This is a genomic window from Streptomyces dysideae, from assembly GCF_001514305.1.
Classification (GTDB): Bacteria; Actinomycetota; Actinomycetes; order Streptomycetales; family Streptomycetaceae; genus Streptomyces; species Streptomyces dysideae.
In genome coordinates, this window is record NZ_KQ949107.1 from 62,945 (window position 1) to 81,140 (window position 18,196).

At 72.6% G+C, this 18,196-nt stretch carries 19 protein-coding genes and 1 pseudogene; 14 read left to right on the forward strand and 6 right to left on the reverse strand.

Annotation, left to right across the window (positions count from 1 at the left end; genetic code table 11):
• Positions 1-41: 41 nt before the first annotated feature.
• Together AQJ91_RS36980 and AQJ91_RS36985 are read right to left on the reverse strand one after the other, a co-directional pair.
• On the reverse strand, positions 42-362 hold the full coding sequence (locus tag AQJ91_RS36980; RefSeq protein WP_234383264.1) for a hypothetical protein: 321 nt from the start codon (positions 360-362) through the stop codon (positions 42-44).
• On the reverse strand, positions 359-1,132 hold the full coding sequence (locus AQJ91_RS36985) for a heavy metal-responsive transcriptional regulator (RefSeq protein WP_067030660.1): 774 nt from the start codon (positions 1,130-1,132) through the stop codon (positions 359-361). Before AQJ91_RS36985 ends, AQJ91_RS36980 begins: the two co-directional genes overlap by 4 nt.
• 520 nt (positions 1,133-1,652) lie before the next feature.
• On the opposite strand from AQJ91_RS36985, the gene AQJ91_RS36990 reads away from it, so the two are divergent.
• Complete coding sequence (locus tag AQJ91_RS36990; RefSeq protein ID WP_067030663.1) at positions 1,653-3,149, forward strand: CehA/McbA family metallohydrolase domain-containing protein; 1,497 nt, start codon at positions 1,653-1,655, stop codon at positions 3,147-3,149.
• Between the two features lie 300 nt (positions 3,150-3,449).
• On the opposite strand, the gene AQJ91_RS36995 is transcribed toward AQJ91_RS36990, so the two are convergent.
• The 3 genes from AQJ91_RS36995 to AQJ91_RS37005 are packed head-to-tail and all read right to left on the reverse strand — an operon-like array spanning position 3,450 to position 5,139.
• A complete protein-coding gene (locus AQJ91_RS36995; RefSeq protein ID WP_067030666.1) occupies positions 3,450-4,082 on the reverse strand; it encodes a methyltransferase family protein in 633 nt (210 codons plus the stop codon).
• Complete coding sequence (locus tag AQJ91_RS37000; RefSeq protein WP_067030668.1) at positions 4,079-4,804, reverse strand: cation efflux transmembrane domain-containing protein; 726 nt, start codon at positions 4,802-4,804, stop codon at positions 4,079-4,081. Before AQJ91_RS37000 ends, AQJ91_RS36995 begins: the two co-directional genes overlap by 4 nt.
• The gene (locus AQJ91_RS37005; protein ID WP_067030671.1) at positions 4,804-5,139 is read right to left on the reverse strand and encodes an ArsR/SmtB family transcription factor; all 336 of its coding nucleotides are present in this window, start codon (positions 5,137-5,139) and stop codon (positions 4,804-4,806) included. The genes AQJ91_RS37000 and AQJ91_RS37005 overlap by 1 nt, the downstream gene beginning before the upstream one ends.
• 114 nt (positions 5,140-5,253) lie before the next feature.
• Here AQJ91_RS37005 and AQJ91_RS37010 point away from each other — a divergent pair, with 114 nt between their 5' ends.
• From AQJ91_RS37010 to AQJ91_RS37020, 3 genes and pseudogenes are all read left to right on the forward strand, one after another.
• On the forward strand, positions 5,254-5,673 hold the full coding sequence (locus tag AQJ91_RS37010; RefSeq protein WP_159054735.1) for a hypothetical protein: 420 nt from the start codon (positions 5,254-5,256) through the stop codon (positions 5,671-5,673).
• A 141-nt stretch (positions 5,674-5,814) separates the two neighbouring features.
• Positions 5,815-6,463, forward strand: a pseudogene (locus tag AQJ91_RS37015) (DUF3105 domain-containing protein).
• Positions 6,460-7,098, forward strand: coding sequence for a DUF305 domain-containing protein (locus AQJ91_RS37020; protein ID WP_067030677.1), 639 nt, complete (start codon positions 6,460-6,462; stop codon positions 7,096-7,098). Before AQJ91_RS37015 ends, AQJ91_RS37020 begins: the two are co-directional and overlap by 4 nt.
• A gap of 64 nt (positions 7,099-7,162) precedes the next feature.
• Here the strand turns inward: AQJ91_RS37020 and AQJ91_RS37025 are convergent, their stop codons facing one another.
• A complete protein-coding gene (locus AQJ91_RS37025) occupies positions 7,163-8,074 on the reverse strand; it encodes a cation diffusion facilitator family transporter (protein ID WP_067030681.1) in 912 nt (303 codons plus the stop codon).
• Positions 8,075-8,349: 275 nt separating this feature from the next.
• Here AQJ91_RS37025 and AQJ91_RS37030 point away from each other — a divergent pair, with 275 nt between their 5' ends.
• The 10 genes from AQJ91_RS37030 to AQJ91_RS37075 all read left to right on the forward strand — a co-directional run bounded on the left by AQJ91_RS37030 (position 8,350) and on the right by AQJ91_RS37075 (position 18,037).
• Complete coding sequence (locus tag AQJ91_RS37030; RefSeq protein WP_067030684.1) at positions 8,350-9,021, forward strand: hypothetical protein; 672 nt, start codon at positions 8,350-8,352, stop codon at positions 9,019-9,021.
• Between the two features lie 89 nt (positions 9,022-9,110).
• Positions 9,111-9,716: a copper resistance CopC family protein gene (locus AQJ91_RS37035; RefSeq protein WP_067030687.1), complete on the forward strand. Its 606-nt coding sequence runs from the start codon at positions 9,111-9,113 to the stop codon at positions 9,714-9,716.
• Positions 9,706-11,769: a bifunctional copper resistance protein CopD/cytochrome c oxidase assembly protein gene (locus AQJ91_RS37040; protein WP_067030689.1), complete on the forward strand. Its 2,064-nt coding sequence runs from the start codon at positions 9,706-9,708 to the stop codon at positions 11,767-11,769. The genes AQJ91_RS37035 and AQJ91_RS37040 overlap by 11 nt, the downstream gene beginning before the upstream one ends.
• Entirely contained in the window at positions 11,766-12,437 is a 672-nt protein-coding gene (locus AQJ91_RS37045) for a DsbA family protein (protein WP_067030692.1), read from the forward strand. The genes AQJ91_RS37040 and AQJ91_RS37045 overlap by 4 nt, the downstream gene beginning before the upstream one ends.
• Positions 12,438-12,457: 20 nt before the next feature.
• Positions 12,458-12,982 (forward strand): carbonic anhydrase, encoded by a 525-nt coding sequence (locus tag AQJ91_RS37050; protein ID WP_067030695.1) that lies wholly within the window; start codon positions 12,458-12,460, stop codon positions 12,980-12,982.
• A 41-nt stretch (positions 12,983-13,023) separates the two neighbouring features.
• Complete coding sequence (locus AQJ91_RS37055; RefSeq protein WP_067030837.1) at positions 13,024-13,479, forward strand: DUF3093 domain-containing protein; 456 nt, start codon at positions 13,024-13,026, stop codon at positions 13,477-13,479.
• Between the two features lie 48 nt (positions 13,480-13,527).
• Positions 13,528-14,310: a hypothetical protein gene (locus AQJ91_RS37060; protein WP_079085507.1), complete on the forward strand. Its 783-nt coding sequence runs from the start codon at positions 13,528-13,530 to the stop codon at positions 14,308-14,310.
• Positions 14,241-14,975: a DUF1775 domain-containing protein gene (locus AQJ91_RS37065; RefSeq protein ID WP_079085508.1), complete on the forward strand. Its 735-nt coding sequence runs from the start codon at positions 14,241-14,243 to the stop codon at positions 14,973-14,975. Before AQJ91_RS37060 ends, AQJ91_RS37065 begins: the two co-directional genes overlap by 70 nt.
• A 167-nt stretch (positions 14,976-15,142) precedes the next feature.
• Positions 15,143-16,945, forward strand: a complete 1,803-nt coding sequence (locus tag AQJ91_RS37070; RefSeq protein WP_067030698.1) for a copper resistance CopC/CopD family protein — start codon at positions 15,143-15,145, stop codon at positions 16,943-16,945.
• Between the two features lie 294 nt (positions 16,946-17,239).
• A complete protein-coding gene (locus tag AQJ91_RS37075; RefSeq protein ID WP_234383265.1) occupies positions 17,240-18,037 on the forward strand; it encodes a hypothetical protein in 798 nt (265 codons plus the stop codon).
• The last annotated feature ends 159 nt before the right edge of the window (positions 18,038-18,196 follow it).

An 18,196-nucleotide genomic window follows, 5' to 3' on the forward strand; every position in this document is an offset into this window, starting at 1 on the left:
ACCCGACCGGGGAAGCCGCCCCGCCCTGGCGGGACAGCGGCTCAGTGCTCGGTCTGCGCCGTCTCGAACCGGTCCGGAGCCGGGCCGATGGTGGGCATGCCGAGGTCGGCGCGAGCCGGGGCCGTGCGGCAGGCCGCATTCCGGCGTCGGCTCCGAATCAGCAGCACGCCGAGACCGGAGGCCACAGCCAGCACCGCGAGGACGGGCATCCACAACGCCCCGACCGCCGAGGCAAAGCCAACCCCGCCGAGGACGGAGAGGAGCGGGCCCGTGCAGCACACCGCACAGGCGGCGACTGCGGCCGTACCGGCGCCGAGGACACCCCGGCCACGAGACGGGCGGGGCGAGGAGGAGGCGGTCATACGGTCACTCCGAACAGGTCGGCCAGCATGCCGGCGGCGCTCTGCGGCGCGCGGACATCCAGCTGGAGGGCATCGGGGGCAAGGCGCAGGGTGAAGTCGAAGAACGCGCAGCAGCTCTGCTCCGCCGCCGCGAGGGCCGCGACCTCGGCCGCGAGGTCGGCACCGGCCGGGAAGACCAACCGCAGTCCGTCCGGGATCGTCTCGCGCCGCTCGGCCCTGCCGATCAGGGTCTGCCACTGCTCGGTGCGCTCGCCCAGCTCGGCGCCGCCCAGGGTGCAGGCCACCGGGGCACGGCGCCAGGCTTCAAGGTCCGGCTCGGGTGCGGGAGGTGTCCGTGACAGCTGGACCGGAACCGGCCCGGGAGCGGCAGTGGTGGTGCAGCCGCAGTCCGCCCCGCATGCACCGGCCGGGGCGGGGCCGCACAGGTCGGCATGGACACCGGCGAGACGGGCGGCGAACGCCCGCAGCTCCGCGATCCGCCCGTCGGTCTCCGTGATCCGCCCGGCCACCAGCGGCAGCATCCGTGCCCGTACCGAGGCGCACACCCCTTCCTCGCGCACCTCCAACAGCTCGCGGATCTCCTCCAGTGCCAGGCCCAGGAGCTTCGCCGAGGAGATGAACGCCAACCGCTCCACCGCGTCCTCGCCGTACACGCGGTACCCGGCCGGCGTGCGGTCAGCCGTCAGGAGTCCGGCGTCCTCGTAGAAGCGCAGTGTCGTGGTCGGCACGCCGGAGCGTTCGGCCAGCTGCGAGATGCGGTAGCTCGTCATGTCACAGACCGTAAACCTTCGACCCGACTCGAAGGTCAAGCCCTCACAGCTCTCTCCCGCACCCGGACCGGGGCCGCCCACGGCATCCACGGGTGCCTCCCGTTCTCTCGTGCACATCGGCCCCAGGGTGGTGCAGGAGGCGGCTCGGACGGTGAGAGCCGGGGCCTGTCGGTTTGTGGCAGCGAGCTGGGGGACTGCCCGGTATGGCGGTGCGGGGCACGCCGCTCTCGGTTCGGTGGGGGCATCGGGTCGCTCGGCCGGTTACGACGGCTCACAGGCACGGCGGCGGATCTTCCGGACGCTCGCCTGCGCCGTGCGGCTGAATCCGCCGTCGAGTCCTGAACCCTTCTCACGAAGCGGCCGGCCGACGTCGCGTCACCGTGCGGTCAGCCGCCGAACACCTCCAGTGCAGCCGTGTCCTCGTTCGCGTTGCTCCCCTCCTTGTTCACGCCGCGTTCAGTGTGCGCTTCGAGACTTGCCGACCAGGCATGCTCGCGACCGTTGAACGAAGGGCTTTCCGGTGAAGGACAAGAACGTCGAGGATGGCGCGGCTTCGGGAGTCTCCCGGCGCCAGTTGGTCAAGTACGCGGGAGTGGGGGCGACGTTCGTCGCCGCGAGCCCGCTGGCAGCGGCAAGTCCCGCGGCAGCGGACGCCGGTGACGACCGCAGACACGGCGGCGGCTCCCGCGGCAGAGTGTGGCGCGCGGGAGATCACCACGTGCACTCCGAGTACAGCGGCTCCTTCGACACGTCGACCAATCCGCCCACCTTCCACAAGGGCGCCGACGCGGTGTACCCGATCGTCACCAACGCCATCATGGCGAAGCACTTCGGCCTCACCTGGGCCATGTGCACCGACCACGGCGGCCCGACGCACTCGAAGGTGAACCTGGAGCAGGCGTATCCGGACCTCCTGCTTTCCCGTCAACTCGTACCCGACGTCCTGCAGTTCTGGGGAATGGAGTTCGACGCTCCGGCCCTGGACCACCACACGCTGATGATCCCTCACCACAAGGACGAGGCACAGCAGCTGTACGAGCTGGAGAGCCGCTTCGCCAAGCGTGACGCCTTCCCCACCGATCCGGGCCGCGACACCGAGGCCAAGATGATCGAGTTCCTGAAGACCGCGAAGGACATGCGGAACAAGCCGCTGGTGATCGCCCACCACACCTCGCGCTCGGCCACCGGTCTCGGCGTCTACGGGCAGGACACGCCGCGCGAGTTCCGCAACGGCAACAACGTCGCACCGGACATCTACGTCGGCTTCGAGGGAGCCCCCGGCCACCAGGCCGGCCCGCTCAACGCCAAGGCGCGCGGCGGTTACGGCAACTACCCCACCCACGGCGGCTTCGACCAGATGACGGCTCGTGTCGGCGGGCTGTGGGACGCGCTGCTGGGTGAGGGTCGGCGCTGGTGGATCACCGCGACCTCGGACTCGCACGTGCACTGGACGCGGGGCGGCTCCGACTTCTGGCCCGGCGAGTACAGCAAGACCTACGTGCTGGCCAGGCAGGACTACGCCGACATCATGGACGGGCTGCGAGGCGGCCGCATCTGGGTCGGCACGGGCGACCTGATCACCAGCCTCGACCTCACCGCGAGCGGTCAGCGCCGCAGCGCGGCCATGGGTGAGACCCTCACCGTGAGCCGCCGCAGCCGTACCGATGTCGACATCGAGATCAGGTTCCGGCCGCTGGCGGGGCGGAACGCCAACGGTGACCACCCGGAGGTCCGGCGCGTCGACCTGATCGTCGGACAGGTCACGGGTCCGAGCGCCGACCTCGACTCCGACACCAACCCCACCACGAAGGTCGTGGCCCGGTTCGGTCCCCGCGACTGGCGCAGGCAGGGGCACGAATACGTCATCAGGTACACCCTGCGCAACGTCGAGACCGACCTCTACGCGCGCGTCCGCGGCACGAGCACCGACGAGGCCGAGCCGCTCGCCGACGGGCTGGAGAGCCCGTGGGACGACCTGTGGTTTTACTCGAATCCGGTGTTCGTCCAGGTCCGCTAGTACCTCCGGCGGCGTTCGGCATCAGTGCCGACCGATTCGCGGGCACGACAGCTCGCCTGACAGCAGGTCATGTCCGCGCGGATCTGCCGCCCACGGTGACGCGGTGTCGGCACAGGGGCGGCGACGGACATGGCGCCGTCGCCGCCCTGCTGACGGAGGAGGAACGGAGCGGCTGACCCGCCAATGCCCCGGTGTCGCTGCGGCGTCCGGTCCGCTGTAACGTGCCCCGGTGCGCGTCGGCGGTGGCGGCCGGTACGCCACCGCAGCTGCCCGGCCTTTCCCTCGCCTTCGGGGCGTGGACTAGGGATGGACGTCCGTCCCGGCTGCCCGCTGTCGTCCGAGGCCGGGCAGGAAGCGGCCCGCCGTTGCGGCGTAGGCCGCGTAGGCGGGGCCGTGCACCGCGCTGAGGTAGGGCTCCTCGACCACGCGCACCTGCAGCTCGACGGCGGTGACCAGGGCGGCGAGCGCGGCCAGCGCGAGGATGTTCGGCACCATGAGGGTGAGTCCGAGGCCGGTGACGGCCATGGCCGTGAAGATCGGGTTGCGTACGCGGGCGAAGGCGCCGTCGCTGACGAGTGCGGTGCGCTCGTCAGCGTCCACGCCCACGCGCCAGGACGCTCCCATGGCCCGCTGAGCGATCAGTGTGCCGACAATGCCGAGCACCGCGACCGCCATACCGGCGCCGTGCACCGCCGGAGCATCCTGAACCAGGACCGGCATGCCCGCCAGGGTGGCCGCGGGTGCGGCGAAGGCGCCGAGCAGTGCCGCGACGAAGAGCACTCCGGCCCACCAGGCGGCCGAGCCGGGAGTGCCGGACAGGCCGCGGAAGCCGCTGTCGCCGGTGCGGCGACGCTGGATGAGCGTACGGATGCCGAAGGCGGCGGCCAGCCACACCGCGTACAGCGCGAGTGCCACCCAGGCCCAACCGGTCACCGCGCGCCCTCTTTCCCGTCCGGGGCGCAGCAGGTGCAGCCCGAACCGCACCCGCCTCGCTCGGCCTGCGCGTCGGCGCCGATCGGCACCGCGCAGCAGGTGTCACCGCGCCATGCCTCGCGGCCCTCCTTGACGGCGACGGCGGCGATCACCAGGGCGGCGATCGGGTCAGCCCAGGTCCAGCCGAACAGGGAGTTGGCGAGCAGCCCGGCCAGCAGGACCGCGGACAGGTAGGTACACAGCAGGGTCTGCTTGGAGTCCGCGACCGCCGAGGCGGAGCCCAGTTCGCGGCCGGCGCGGCGCTGGGCCGCCGACAGGAACGGCATCACGGCGAGGGACAAGGCGGCCAGCACGATGCCGGGGGTGGAGTGCTGGGCCTCGCCAGTGCCGGTGAGGGCCCGCACCGAGTCCACCGTGACGTAGGCGGCGAGCGCGAAGAAGGACGCCGCGATGATCCGCAGTGCGGTCTTCTCCCGCGCCTCGCGGACGGCGTGGTCGGCGGCGGAGAACTGCCAGGCGACGGCGGCTGCGGAGGAGACCTCGACGACCGAGTCAAGGCCGAAGCCGATGAGCGCGGTGGAGGAGGCGATCGTGCCCGCGGTGATCGCGACGATCGCCTCGATCACGTTGTAGGCGATGGTGGCGGCGACGAGCAGCCGTATGCGCCGGGCCAGTTGGGCGCGGCGCTGCGCGGCAGGGCCGAGGGATACCTGCAGGGCCATCAGCAGCAGTCCTTCTCGTCGGCGTCCGGGCAGGTGCGGTCGGCCTCGACGGCCAAAACGGCGCCGCGCAGGTCGTCCAGGGCGTGGCCGAGGCGGGCGTCAGCCAGTTCGTAGCGCACGCGCCGGCCTTCGGGGACGGCGACGACGATGCCGCAGTCGCGCAGGCAGGCGAGGTGGTTCGACAGCCGGGTACGGGATATAGCCAGCTGTTCAGCCAGGTCGGCCGGGTGGGCGGGGGCCTTGTGAAGGGCGAGCAGGATGCGGCAGCGGATCGGGTCGGCGAGCGCGCGTCCGAACCGGGCCAGCGCGTCGATGTCGGAGGCGATGGTCAGCACCCCTCGACGATACATAGAATCCTGGATTCAGGAAACCGTGAATCAACCCCTTCGGGGTTGCCCGCGAGGGCGCCCGCTCCCCAGCTCTGGCGCGGCTTGGCTACGATCTGCGCGATGAGCAACCGGCACGAGGGTTTCCGGGGCGCGGCCAGAGCCGCGGCCCCTTCTCTTGTGCTGCGCTGGGCCGCTCTGTTCGCTGTTGTGCTGGTGTGGGTGCTTCCGGTGTGCACCCATGCCGCCGGTGATGCGTTCTCCGCCGCCACGCCCGTGCCGGGCGCCGTGATGAGCACCGCGGCGATCGAGCGGGTCGACGGACACGTGTGTCCCGATACGGAACACGGGCCCGGGGATGCGCGCTGTCACCCTGCTGCGGGGGCTGCCACGAGCACCGTTTCCCCGGTGGCGGTGCCCTCGCCCCGGGCGGTGGACGTGACCGCCGCGCTCTGGGCGCCGCAGTCCCTTTCCGCCCGAGGAGCACCGGGTGTTCGCGTCCACGCCCCCGGCATCCACCAGCTCCAGGTTCAGCGGGTCTAGGACGGGCAGCCGCACGGCCGGGTGCTTCATGGCCGTGCCCGCCGATCCTTCCTGCCCCCGTGTCCCGGGTGTGCAGGCCACCGACCGTTTGAAGCGCACCACCACGCCGTTTCCCGCGTGGTGGCCAGTAGGGAGCATGTCATGGGATCTGCCGGAGCCAAGGCACAGCGCGAGGCCCGCCGCGCGAAGATAGAGGAAATGCGCCGCGCCGAGGCGGCACGGGAGCGCCGCAACCGGATCATCACCTGGACGCTCAGCGGCGTCATCGTCGCCGCCGTCACCGTCGGCAGCTGGTACTTCGTCCAGGACGCCCAGAAGAAGGAAGACGCCAAGGAGGCGGCGGCCGCCGCCCCGGTCGAGGGTGTGAAGTCCTTCAAGGAGCTGACCCAGAACCACGTCACCACCCCGGTCGACTACAAGATGTCCCCGGGGGGTGGGCGGTGACCACAACCCCGTCTGGGCGAACTGCAACGGCGACGTGTACGACAAGGAGATCGACGAGACCAACGCCGTGCACTCCCTCGAACACGGCGCGGTCTGGATCACCTACACCGACAAGGCCGCCGCCACGGACGTCAGCACCCTCAAGGAACGCGTGAAGAAGACCCCGTACACGCTGATGAGCCCGTTCGCCGGACAGTCCTCCCCGATCACCCTGTCCGCCTGGGGCAAGCAGCTGAGCGTCGATGCGGCCTCGGACCCGCGGGTGGAGAAGTTCCTGACCAAGTACGTGCAGGGCGAGCAGACCCCGGAGCCGGGCGCCGCCTGCACGGGCGGGAAGATGGCATGAGTACCGGCATCACCCGCCGCACGCCCGTACTGATCACCGTGGGCATCGTGGTCGTGCTGGCAGCCGCCCTCCTTGTGGGGTGGCGTGCGGTGGAGGGCACGGCGAACGCAGCCACGCCCGGCGACCGGTCGGTGGAGGCCGGGTTCTCCCGGGACATGGCGGTGCACCACCAGCAGGCGGTGGAGATGTCGTTCATCGTCCGTGACCGCACCGACGACGAGGCGGTGCGCACGCTCGCGTACGACGTCATCAACACCCAGGCCAACCAGCGCGGCATGCTGCTGGGCTGGCTGGAGAGCTGGGGGCTGAACAAGACCTCCACCCGGGCGCCGATGACGTGGATGGGCCACGGGGCGATGTACGAAGCCAAGGACGGCTCGCTCATGCCCGGCATGGCCACCAACACGCAGCTCGACCAGCTGCGCAAGGCCACCGGCAAGGACGCCGAGATCCTCTACCTGCGGCTGATGACCGCCCACCACCAGGGCGGCATCGACATGGCGCGCGGCGCGGTGAAGACGGCCGGCGATGACAAGCTCGTACGGCTGGCGCGGACGATGGTGGACGGGCAGCGGGCGGAGATCGACCTGATGGCCGACATGCTTGCCCAGCGGGGCGCCGAGGCCGGACAGTAGGCCCTTCGTCCCCGGCCGGGGCAGCGGTCCCGGCCGGGGACGAAGAGGGCGTGCCCGTGTGCTGTTACCAGCCGACGCGGTCGCAGCCGGTGTGGTCGGCGGGTTCGACCTGCAGGGTGGCGTGGGCGACGCCGTGGCGGTCGCGCAGCAGGTCGCGGGCCTGGTCGAGGACGGCGTGGCCGTTGGCGCGGTCGGCGGTGACCAGGTGGGCCGTGGCCACGTTCATGCCCGAGGTCAGCGTCCACAGGTGCAGGTCGTGCACGTCCTTGACGCCGTCGACGGCGGCCAGGTCGTCGGCGACCGCGGCCGGGTCCATGCCCGCCGGGGCGTGCTGGCCGAGGACGGCGAAGACCTCCCGGCCCAGCGCGACGGCGCGCACCGCGACGAACACTCCGATGGCCAGGGCGACCAGGGTGTCCCAGAACGCCTGCCCGGTCGCGGCGACCAGCCACCCCGCCGCGATCACCCCGACCGAGCCGGCCGTGTCGGCCACCACCTCCAGATAGGCGCCCTTGACGTTCAGGCTCTCCGCGGCGCCCGACCGCAGCAGGAGCAGGGCCACGAGGTTGACGGCCAGGCCGATCCCGCCCACGACGAGCATCGGCCCGGAGGAGACCTCGGCGCCGGAGCCGATGCGGCCCACGGCCTCGATCACCACATAGACCGCGACGGCCAGCATCAGCGCCACCGACAGCAGGGAGGCGAACACCTCCGCCCGGTAGGAGCCGTAGGTGCGCCGGCCGGTGGTGTCCGGCCGGGTGGCGATCCGGGTCGCCACCAGCGCCGCCCCCAGCGCCACGACGTCGGCGGCCATGTGCCCTGCGTCTGACAGCAGCGCCAGCGACCCCGACAGCAGCCCGTAGACCAGTTCGACCACGAAGAACGAACCGACCAGGGCGAACGACACCGAAAGCCGCCACCGGTACCGCCCTCCCGCGTGACTGCCCACCGCATGGCTGTGACCGTGTCCGCTCATGACCGCGTGTCCTCCCCTGTCTGCCGTGCCCGTCGAACGCAGGGAAGCACAGCGGGAATCAAAGCCGCAAAGGCTGCATCGGTGACCGTTGTCATGACCGATAACAAGGCGCTGACCTGCGCAAACGCGGAGCCCATGTGGTGAGGCGCGGTGAGGGGCACCCGGCGGCGGGACGGGCGGGCGCGGCTGGGTAGGCTGCCGGAGACGTACCGACACGTATCCCGTGACGTTGCCCTCCTCGACCGCACGACGGACTCCTCGAAGGCCCGATCCCCATGCGACCGCTCCGCCCGACCGGCTCCGCCTCCCCGGCGTCCGGTGTGCTGCGCGGAATGCGCGCCGGTGTGCTGGCGGTGCTGTGCGTCCTGCTGCCGCTGGCGGGACACGCCCTGACCCAGAGCCATGCGCCCCGCTGGATCATCATCGCGACCGTCGCCGCCGTCGCCGTGCCCGGCGCGGCGGTGCTGACCCGGCACCGGCTGACGGACGCCCAGGTGGTTGCAGTCCTCACGGCCGCGCAGGTCGCCTCCCACGTCGCGTATGCGCTGCCCGGCGCCTGCCGGGCGGTGACGGGAGAGGAAACGGCGCCGCCCGGCCTGTACGCCGTGGTCGAGCACGGCGCCGATGCCGGGCCACCGGCCGGTGTGCTGCTGGCCGGGCACCTGGTCACCGTGATCATCGCCGCCCGGCTGCTGGGTGTCGGCGAGCAGTTGCTGTGGCGCAGCGGGCCGCTGCTGGCCGCCGTACGACGTCTGCTGCTGTTCCTCTGGCCGCTGCTCGGCCGCGTCCACGGCACCGGGCCAGAGGTCTCCGTCCACGTGACCACGGCGCCGCTGCGGTCGGCGGTACTGACACGTCTGCGGGAGGGCAGGGCGCCGCCGCGCCGTGCACGCGCATCCCTCGCCCCTCTCCGGCCGATGCCGGTCGGCGGCCCGCTCCTGCCCTGACGGGCGCGACGGGAGGGCCGCCCCGCAGGGCCGGTCCCTCCCGTCCCGGCGGCCGTACGCCGCCGGGGGACGACAGAAAGTCCCACACCATGTACGTCACCGAACGGCGTGCCGCCCGCACCGCGGCACGCGTCCTCGTCGTACCAGCCGCCCTGGTGGTGGCTCTGGCCACGGCCGTCCCCCAGGCCGTGGCCCACACCGAACTGGAAACCCGCAGCCCGGGAGCCGACGCCTCGCTCGCAGGACTGCCGCCGCGCGTGACGCTGACCTTCAGTGACACCATGACCGAGAAGTACGCCCAGGTCGCCGTGACCGCGGCGGACGGCACATCCGTGGCCCAGGGCGAGCCGGAGGTCGACGGCGACACGGTCACGCTCGCCCTCGACACCGGCGCTCCGGCGGGCCGGTACACCGTGGGCTACCGGGTGGTGTCCGCCGACGGGCATCCCGTCTCCGGTTCGTACGCCTTCACCGTCAAGGCCGCACAGACCGCCCGGGCAACGCCCGTCCCGTCCGCCACCGCCCAGGACACGGCACCCGCGTCCTCCGCCCCGGCGCCGAAGGTGGACCAGGCCGGCGACGGCGGCTCCTCCGGCATGACCGTGCCGGTACTCGCCGGGGCCGGGGTGCTGGCGGTGGCCGGGGCCGTCGGCGTCTACGCGGCGCGACGCAGGCGGACTCGCCATGGCGACTGACACCAAGACGACCGAGATGGCCAGGACGGCCGGTGCCCGGCAGCTGCCCCGGCTGCCCTTGGTCCTGGCCGCGGCGGCCGGGGCCTGCGTGGCCGTCGCGCTGGCCGCGGTGTGGGCCGGCGGCGGCGTGAGCACTGCGGTCCCGGGGATCGCGGATGCCGGGGCACTGACCGCGTGGGGGCTCCCGACTGCCCGTACGCTCGCGGACGCCTCGGCCGTGGCCACCGTCGGGGCGCTGCTGCTGGTCGTGGTGCTGCTGCCGGGCGGCACGCGGCTCAGCCCGGCGCAGCTGCGATATCTGACCTGGGCGGCGGTCTCGGCCGCGGTGTGGGTCGTCGCCTCGGTGGCCGCCCTGGTGTTCACCCTCTCCGACCTGTTCGCTCGGCCCGTCGGTGACATCGTCACACCCGACGTCGTGGCGGACTTCGTCACCACCGACACCCAGGGCCGCTCCTCCGCGATGACGGCGGCCGCCGCCGGGGTGATCGCCACGCTGTGCGTGGGCGTCGGCACCGCCCGCTGGGCCCGTCTGGCGCTCGTCCTCGCGCTGGCGGGGCTGCTGCCGCCCGCCTTCGCCGGGCACTCCTCGGCGTCCGGCAACCACGACGCGGCGGTGACCAGCCTCGCCCTGCACCTGGTCGGGGTGGCGGTCTGGGTGGGCGGGCTGGTCTTCGTGCTGGTGGCCGCCGCCCGCCGAGAGGAGCAAGCGGCGGACGCGGTACGGCGGTTCAGCCCGCTGGCCGGCTGGGCGCTGCTCACGGTCGCGGCCAGCGGCATCGTCAACGCCGCCGTCCGGCTGCCGTCGCTGTCCGAGGTGTTCGCCAGCCGGTACGGGCTGATGCTTCTCGGCAAGGCTGCGGCGCTCGCCGTGCTGGGCGGCATCGGCTGGTGGCACCGCCGGCGCACCCTGCCGGCCCTGGCCGAGGGCAGGCGCAGGGGGTTCGTCCGGCTGGCCGCCGGTGAACTGCTGCTCATGGCGGCGGCGATCGGCCTCGCGGTCGGCCTGTCGCGCACGCCCGCGCCCGGCGCGGACGATGCCTCCCTGTCCCCGGCCGAGGAACTGCTGGGCTTCGCCATGCCGCCACCGCTCGGCAACTTCCCCTGGACCCCGCTGTTCACCCAGTGGCACTTCGACCCGCTGTTCGCCTTCGGCACCGCGGCCGCCGCCCTTCTGTACCTGGCCGGCGCACGCAAGCTGCGGGCCCGGGGCGACAAGTGGCCCATCGGGCGGACGATTTCATGGCTGCTGGGCCTGGCGGTGACCGTGCTCGCCACCATGAGCGGGCTCGCCACCTACGGCAAGGTCATGTTCAGCGTGCACATGGGCCAGCACATGATCCTGGCGATGACGGTGCCCATCCTGCTCGCCCTCGGCGCCCCCGCCACCCTCGCTTTGCGGACCCTGCCCGCCGCCCCCAAGGACTCCCCGGACGGGCCGCGGGAGATGCTGCTGAAACTCCTGCACAGCCGCTACGTGAAGGTGATCTCGAACCCGGTGGTGGCGAGCGTGCTGTTCATCGGCAGTGCCTTCGCCGTCTACTACACATCCCTGTTCGAGACCCTGATGCGCAGCCATCTGGGGCATCTGTTCATGCTGGTGCACTTCCTCGCCGTGGGCCTGCTGTTCTTCTGGGTGATCATCGGCATCGACCCCGGCCCGCGCCGACCGCCCCACCTGGGGCGGCTGTTCGTGCTGATCCTGACGATGCCGTTCCACTCCTGGTTCAGCATCTCCCTGATGAGCTCCACCGCGCTGATCGGCGAGGGCTGGTGGACGCTGCTGGAGAGGCCCTGGGTCGAGGATCCGATGGCCGACCAGTACAACGCCGGCGCCATCGCCTGGGCCACCGGCGACATCCCCGTCCTGATCACCACGATCATCCTGGCGATCCAGTGGATCCGCGCCGACCTGCGTGAGGCCCGCCGCGTCGACCGGCAGATCGACCGCGGCGACGCGGGCGACCCGCTCGCCGCCTACAACGCCTACCTGGCGAGCCTGCACGCCCGCGACCGCCGCCCGGCCCGCTCCGGCACTCCGAAGAAGGACGCATGAAGAAGATCAAGAAGCACCTGATCGTCGCCGCGGTGCTGCTGGCCGGCTTCGCCGCAGCCCTCGGCTCCTACCTGCTGCTCGCCCCGGACAGCCGGAGCGGGGGCGGCGGCCTGGACGTGCAGCCCGCCGCCGAGGCCCTGCCGGTACGGGACTCCACCCACCGCCTCACCGACCCGAACAAGAGCGAACTGACGATCGTGGAATTCCTCGACTTCGAGTGCGAGGCGTGCGGCGCGTACCACCCGGTCGTCGAGAAGCTGCGCGCCGAGTACGGCGACCGGGTCACCTTCGTCGCCCGTTACTTCCCCATGCCCGGTCACCGCAACGGCGAACTCGCCGCCCGCACCGCCGAAGCCGCCGCCCGCCAGGGCAAGTTCGAGGAGATGTACACCAAGCTGTTCACCACGCAGCAGGAGTGGGGTGAGTCACAGGACTGGAAGGAGGACGTCTTCCGCGGCTACGCAAAGCAACTCGGTTTGGACATGAACAAGTTCGACACCGACCTCACGGATCCGGAAACCGCCGGACGCGTCCAGGACGACCAGCGTGACGGACTCGGCCTGGGCGTGCAGGGCACCCCGACCTTCTTCCTCGACGGAGAGAAGATCCCGAATCCCGGCTCCTACGAGGAGTTCAAGGCCCTCATCGACGACCGGCTGACCGACTGACCGGGCAAGGAGGACGGTTCATGCAGTACTTGATCGACCAGGCCCGCGTCTTCCGCGCCCGCGCCGCCGCGCACGGCCTGGACCTCGGCCTCAACACCCAGGCCCACCGGCCCCGCGCCATGTTCATCGCCTGTTCCGACGCCCGGATGGTCCCGGCCCTCGTCATGGGCAGCCGCCCGGGCGACCTGTTCGAACTGCGCACCTACGGCGGTCTGATCCCCCACCACAACCCCCAGGGGCCGACCGCCGAGTCGCGGACCGTCGAACACGCCGTCCGGGATCTGGAGGTCACCGACATCATCGTCTGCGGCCACTCCCACTGCGCGGTCGTCGACGCCGCGGTGGCCGACTACGACGGGCCGTCACTGGTGACGGCAGCCGGTCACTGGCACACCCTGACCCAGCTCGACGCCCTCAGCGGCTACCCGTGCGTCAAACCCCGGCTCGCCGACCGCACCCTGCGCCTGCACGCCTGGTTCCACGAGATCGACACCGGCGCCACCCTGCAGTACGCCCCGCTGGCCAGCGCCTTCCTCCCGCTGTGAACACCCCGCACCGACCCGACGTATACGACAAGGTGACCGCCGTGACCACCCGCAAGACCCCCGCCTACGACGAACGCCTGACGGCCCCCAAAGCCTGGTGGGTCATCGCCGTCCTCTTCGGCCTCTCTCTGGCCCTGGTCTTCCTGCCCTACGGTCCGATCGCCGCGCTGATCGCGCTGATGGCGGGCACGGGCCTGGCCGGGTTCCTCGTCAGTGCCCAGGGCAGCATGCGCATCCGGGTCACCGCCGGCCTGCTCGTCGTCGGCGACGCTCGTATCCCCCTGACCGCGCTGGGCGAACCGCAGGTCCTCGACGGTGAGGAGGCGCGGGCCTGGCGGACGCACAAGGCGGACCTGCGGGCCTTCATGGTGATGCGCAGCTACATTCCCACCGCGGTCCGCGTCGAGGTCACCGACCCCGACGACCCCACCCCGTACGTCTATGTCTCCACCCGTGCGCCCGACCGGCTTGCCGCGGCGCTCCGTGCCGCCGCCTGACATGAGGCGGGCGAGGGAGGATGATGGGCGGCCGTGCCAGGTGATCACGTGACGGCGTACGACGGCCGGGAGGGTGTGCGGCAGGATCGTGCCGGAGCGTGCGTGCGGGCCGGGTTGTTCGCGCTCGTCGGCAGCGTGCTGGCCGCTCTGGGCCACCACGCGGTTGCCGAGGGTGCGGTGCCGTGGCGCCTGGTGGCGGTCTTCGCTGTCGCCCAGTTCGCCGCCGCCTGGCCCTTCGCCCGCCGCCGCTTCTCGCTGCCGGCGGTCATCGGCTGCACGCTCGCCGCGCAGGGCGCGCTGCACCTCGCCCTGACCCGGGCGGGCGGCGCCCATCACACCGAGCCCGGCCACGGTGGCCACGCCGGGCATGCCGCGATGGCGACGAGCGACGGACACGCCTGGCACCACGCCGGAACGGCCATGACCACGGCCCACGTGGCAGCCGCTCTCGCGGTCGCCTGGCTGCTCCACCGCGCCGATACGGCCGTCACCGTGGCCCTGGCCGCCGCCCGGACCGTGCGGGCGGCCGCGGCCTCCGCCCTGGCCCGCGTGGTGCCGTGCCTCACCGGTGCCACCGCGCTCACGCCGCGCAGCGTGCGGCTCGTCGGCCGCTTCACGCTCCCGGCCGCTCCACGGACACGGACTCTCGACCATGCGCTGGTGCGCAGGGGACCTCCGGGACGCGAGCGCGTCCCGGTCATCCCCCATCTCCGGGCCCGGCTTCGGCCTGCCCGGCTTCATCACCAGCAAGGAGTCCTCCTGTGTCTTCGTCCCCGCACCCCCTGCGCCGTACTGTGCGCAGGGCCGGCATCGTCGGCACCCTCGCGCTGACAGCCTTCTTCGCCCTGGCCGGTCCGGCCGCCGCACACGTGGAGGTCGAGGCCGACACCGCGCAGGCCCTGGCCGAGAACGTCACGCTCACCTTCGTCTCCGAGGCCGAGTCCACCACCGCGGGCTTCACGCAGGTACGCGTGGTCCTGCCCGAGGGCATCGCACCCGGCGACGTCACGCTCGAAGAGGCGCCCAAGGGCTGGAAGTTCAAGGCGACCGCCGACGGCTACACGGTCGGCGGCCCCGAGATCGCCACCGGCACGGATGGCGAGCACAAGATCAAGGTCCGGCAGCTTCCGGACGCCAGGGAGCTCGCGTTCAAGGCCGTCGAGACCTACGGCGACGGCAAGATCTCCCGATGGATCGAGCTGCCCACCGGCGGCGCGGAACCCGAAGAGCCCGCCCCCGTACTGAAGCTGAAGGCAGCCGCCGCGGGCGCCACCCCCGTCAGCCCCAGCCCCACCGCGAGCGAGCCCGCCGCCCCGACACCGTCGGCCACCGAGCCCGCCTCTCCCGCCGCGGCCTCCCAAGCGGCCGCCGACGAGAAGGACGAGGGCAGCTCGACCGGGCTGATCGTCGGCGGGGCGGTCGCGGCGCTGCTCGCCCTCGGCGGCGGCGCGTGGTGGTGGCTGAGCAGGCGGCGGGCCACCTCCGGGGCCGGCTGATCCATTCCCCGCCCCGCAGCGCGTGCGGGGCCAGCACCGGCGGCACGCCCGGACGTCCGTGGCGTGCCGGCCGGTGGGGTGCTGTTGAACACCGCGTGCGGACACCTTTCGTACGCATCCGCGATCCACGAGCCGGGACCGGGAGACACGACGTGGCACGACGACGGATGATCAAGAGCGGGCACGTGGGCAGGGCGCTGCTGGTGGTGGTCGCCGTACTTGCCGGTGTCCTGCTCGGCGGCGCGGTGCCCGCCTCGGCGCACGCGGTGCTGACCGGCAGCGACCCGCGCGAGGGTACCGTGCTGAAGAGCGCTCCCGAACGGGTCACCGTCTCCTTCAACGAGTCGGTCGAACTCGCCGAGGACTCCGTGCGCGTGCTCGACCCCGACAACCGCCCGGTGACCGCGGGCGACCCCGAACACGCCGACGGCAAGGCGGACACCGCCCGCGTGCCGCTGACCAGCGGCCTCAAGGAGGGCACCTACACCGTCTCCTGGCGGGTTCTGTCGGCGGACAGCCACGCCGTCTCCGGCGCCTTCACCTTCTCCGTCGGCGCACCGTCCCAGACCCGCGCCCAGGCCGCCGCCCAACCGGCCGTGGACCCCACCGTCAACATCCTCTACGGCATCGGCCGCTACGTCGCCTACGCCGGTCTGGCCCTGCTGATCGGCATCGCCGTGTTCACCCTGGCCTGCTGGCCCGGAGCAACGACCGCACGCGTAGTGCGCGGGCCGATCCTGGCCGGCTGGTGGGCACTGACGGGATCGACCGTCGCACTGCTGCTGGTGCGCGGACCGTACGCGAGCGGAGACGGCCCGCTCAAGGCGTTCGACCCGCAGCTGCTGCGCAGCACGGTGGACAGCCGGCCGGGCATCGCGCTGCTGGTCCGCCTGGCCCTGCTCCTGCTGGTGGCCCTGCTCCTTCGGCGCGGTCGGCCCGAGCGGGGGGCCGACCGGCGCACGGCCGGGGCGGGCGCTGTCCTCGCTGTCGCCCTCGCCATCACCTGGGCGGCGGCCGAGCACGCCTCCGCCGGCATCCAGGTGCCCGTGGCGATGGTCTCCTCCGTCCTGCATCTGCTCGCCATGGGCGTGTGGCTGGGCGGACTGGCCGCGCTGCTGACCGCGCTGTACCGGGCCCCGGCCGACGACCCGCTCCCACCCGCCGCCGTGGCCCGCTTCTCCCGGCTCGCCCTCACCTCGGTGGCCGTGCTCGCGGCCACCGGCCTCTACCAGTCCTGGCGCGGCCTCGGCTCCTGGGAGGCGCTGACCACCGGCTACGGCAGAACCCTCCTCATCAAGATCGCCGCCGTGCTGCTGATGCTGCTGGCGGCCTCGTCCTCCCGGCGCTGGACCGAGCGGCTGCTGCACGTGCCCGCGGAGGTACCGGAGCTGGTCACCGTGGGCGGCGGCGACCAGAACCCGCCGCGCGACCCTGCGCCCGGCCCCGCCTCCGGGCCTGACACGGGCGGGCCCGGCCCCGAGGCGCACCGGCGCGGCCTGCGCCGGTCCGTGCTGGCCGAGGTGCTGATCGCGGTCGCGGTGCTGGTGGCCACAACCGTGCTGACCGGCAGCCAGCCGGGCCGGGCCGCCAGCGAGACCGCCGCGGAGCCCATGGTGGCGGGGCAGCCCAACGTGTCCCTGACACTGATCCCGTTCGACACGGGCACTCCCGCAGGGCGCGGCACGGTGCAGATCACCCTGGAACCCGGCCTGGTGGGCAGGAACGTGGTGCAGGCTGTGGTCTACGCCGCCGACGGCCCCCTCGTCGCCGTCCCCGAACTGCGGCTCACCTTCACCCTGACCGGCCAGCGCGTCGGCCCCCTCGACGCCGACCTCGTCGACCAGGGCGGCTACTGGGGCAGCGACAGCCTCGACCTCCCCCTCCCCGGGACCTGGACGATGCGCGCCACCGTCCGCGTCTCCGACATCGACCAGGTCACCGTGTCGAAGACCGTGAAGATCACCGCCTGAGGTCCCGGCAAGGGCATCCGCCGGGTCGCCCGCAGAGGTCTCGGCATCCTCGCTCACCGGCAGTGCGGTGGTCGCCTGTCCCTGAACCGGTACCGGCTCGATCCGATCCGATGCCGTAGGAGGTGATCTGGACCCGGTGGCGGAGGAGTTCCGGGGCGGGTGTGGGTGCGGTGTCGCGCGGGCCGTGTCCCCGCGCCCGCAATGACGGGCGGAGGTTGCGGTCGCACGGCGTGAACACTCTCGGCCGGTCATCCGTACGAAACGGGAAGCCCGCCGGTCGTGAGGAGTCCTCCGATGCCCTGTATGCGCCGCCGTGGCGGTGGAGCGGATCGGGGCTGCCGTACGGCAGGCACCACCGCGGGCGCCGGCGACGCCTTGCGTCTGGCGCGGGCCGTGGTGTTCGCGGCCGTGTGTGTGGTGACGACGGCGCTGGGCCATGCCCTGATGTCCGGTGACGTCCTGCCCTGGTGGGCGGTGGGCGTCGCGTTCGCCGGGACGGTCTCGGGCGCGTGGTGGCTGACCGGACGGGAACGCGGCGCGACGGCGGTGGTCGGGGCCACGGTCGTCGCGCAGGGGCTGCTCCATCTGCTGTTCAGCCTGGCCCCTGCGACGGCTGCCTCGGCCGGTGTACCGGGGTCGGCAGGCGCTCACGGCATGGGGCACCAGGCGGCGATCTCCCACTCGGGCATGCTCATGCACCACTCTGGGGCACCCGCCGGGGCGACCGGGATGCCCTTGGACGTCCATGCGCTGTCGGCCGTCACACACGGGGGCTCCGTCGGGATGCTCCTGGCGCACCTGGTGGCCGCCGTGACGTGCGGGCTGTGGCTGTGGCGGGGCGAGGCCGCGGTCCACCGGATCGGCCGGGCCCTGGCGGCTGCCCTGCTCGCCCCACTGCGCCGGGTCTGCCGGGTGATCTTCCGTGCGGCGGCCGGCCATGAGGCCCCCTCTCACCGGGCGGCCGTCGGCGGCGCCGAGCACCGCCAGACTCCTGCCGCGCTGGAGCACGCCGTCGTGCGCAGAGGGCCGCCGAGGGGCCGTTCGGCAGTCAGCCGCTTGTCTCCCGACCCGCTGCTCGCCATGCGGCCCTGAAACCGGCCCGATTCCGGCGGCGGCCGCGGCCGGGGGACAGGCGCACGGCCGGTGTGCCCGCACGCACGCCGGCCCGTCCTCTTCGGCCCGGGCTGTGCCCGCTGTTCTGCCGCGCGACAGAGCGCGGCTCGCTGCTGCGGCACAGCCTTCCGTCATCGA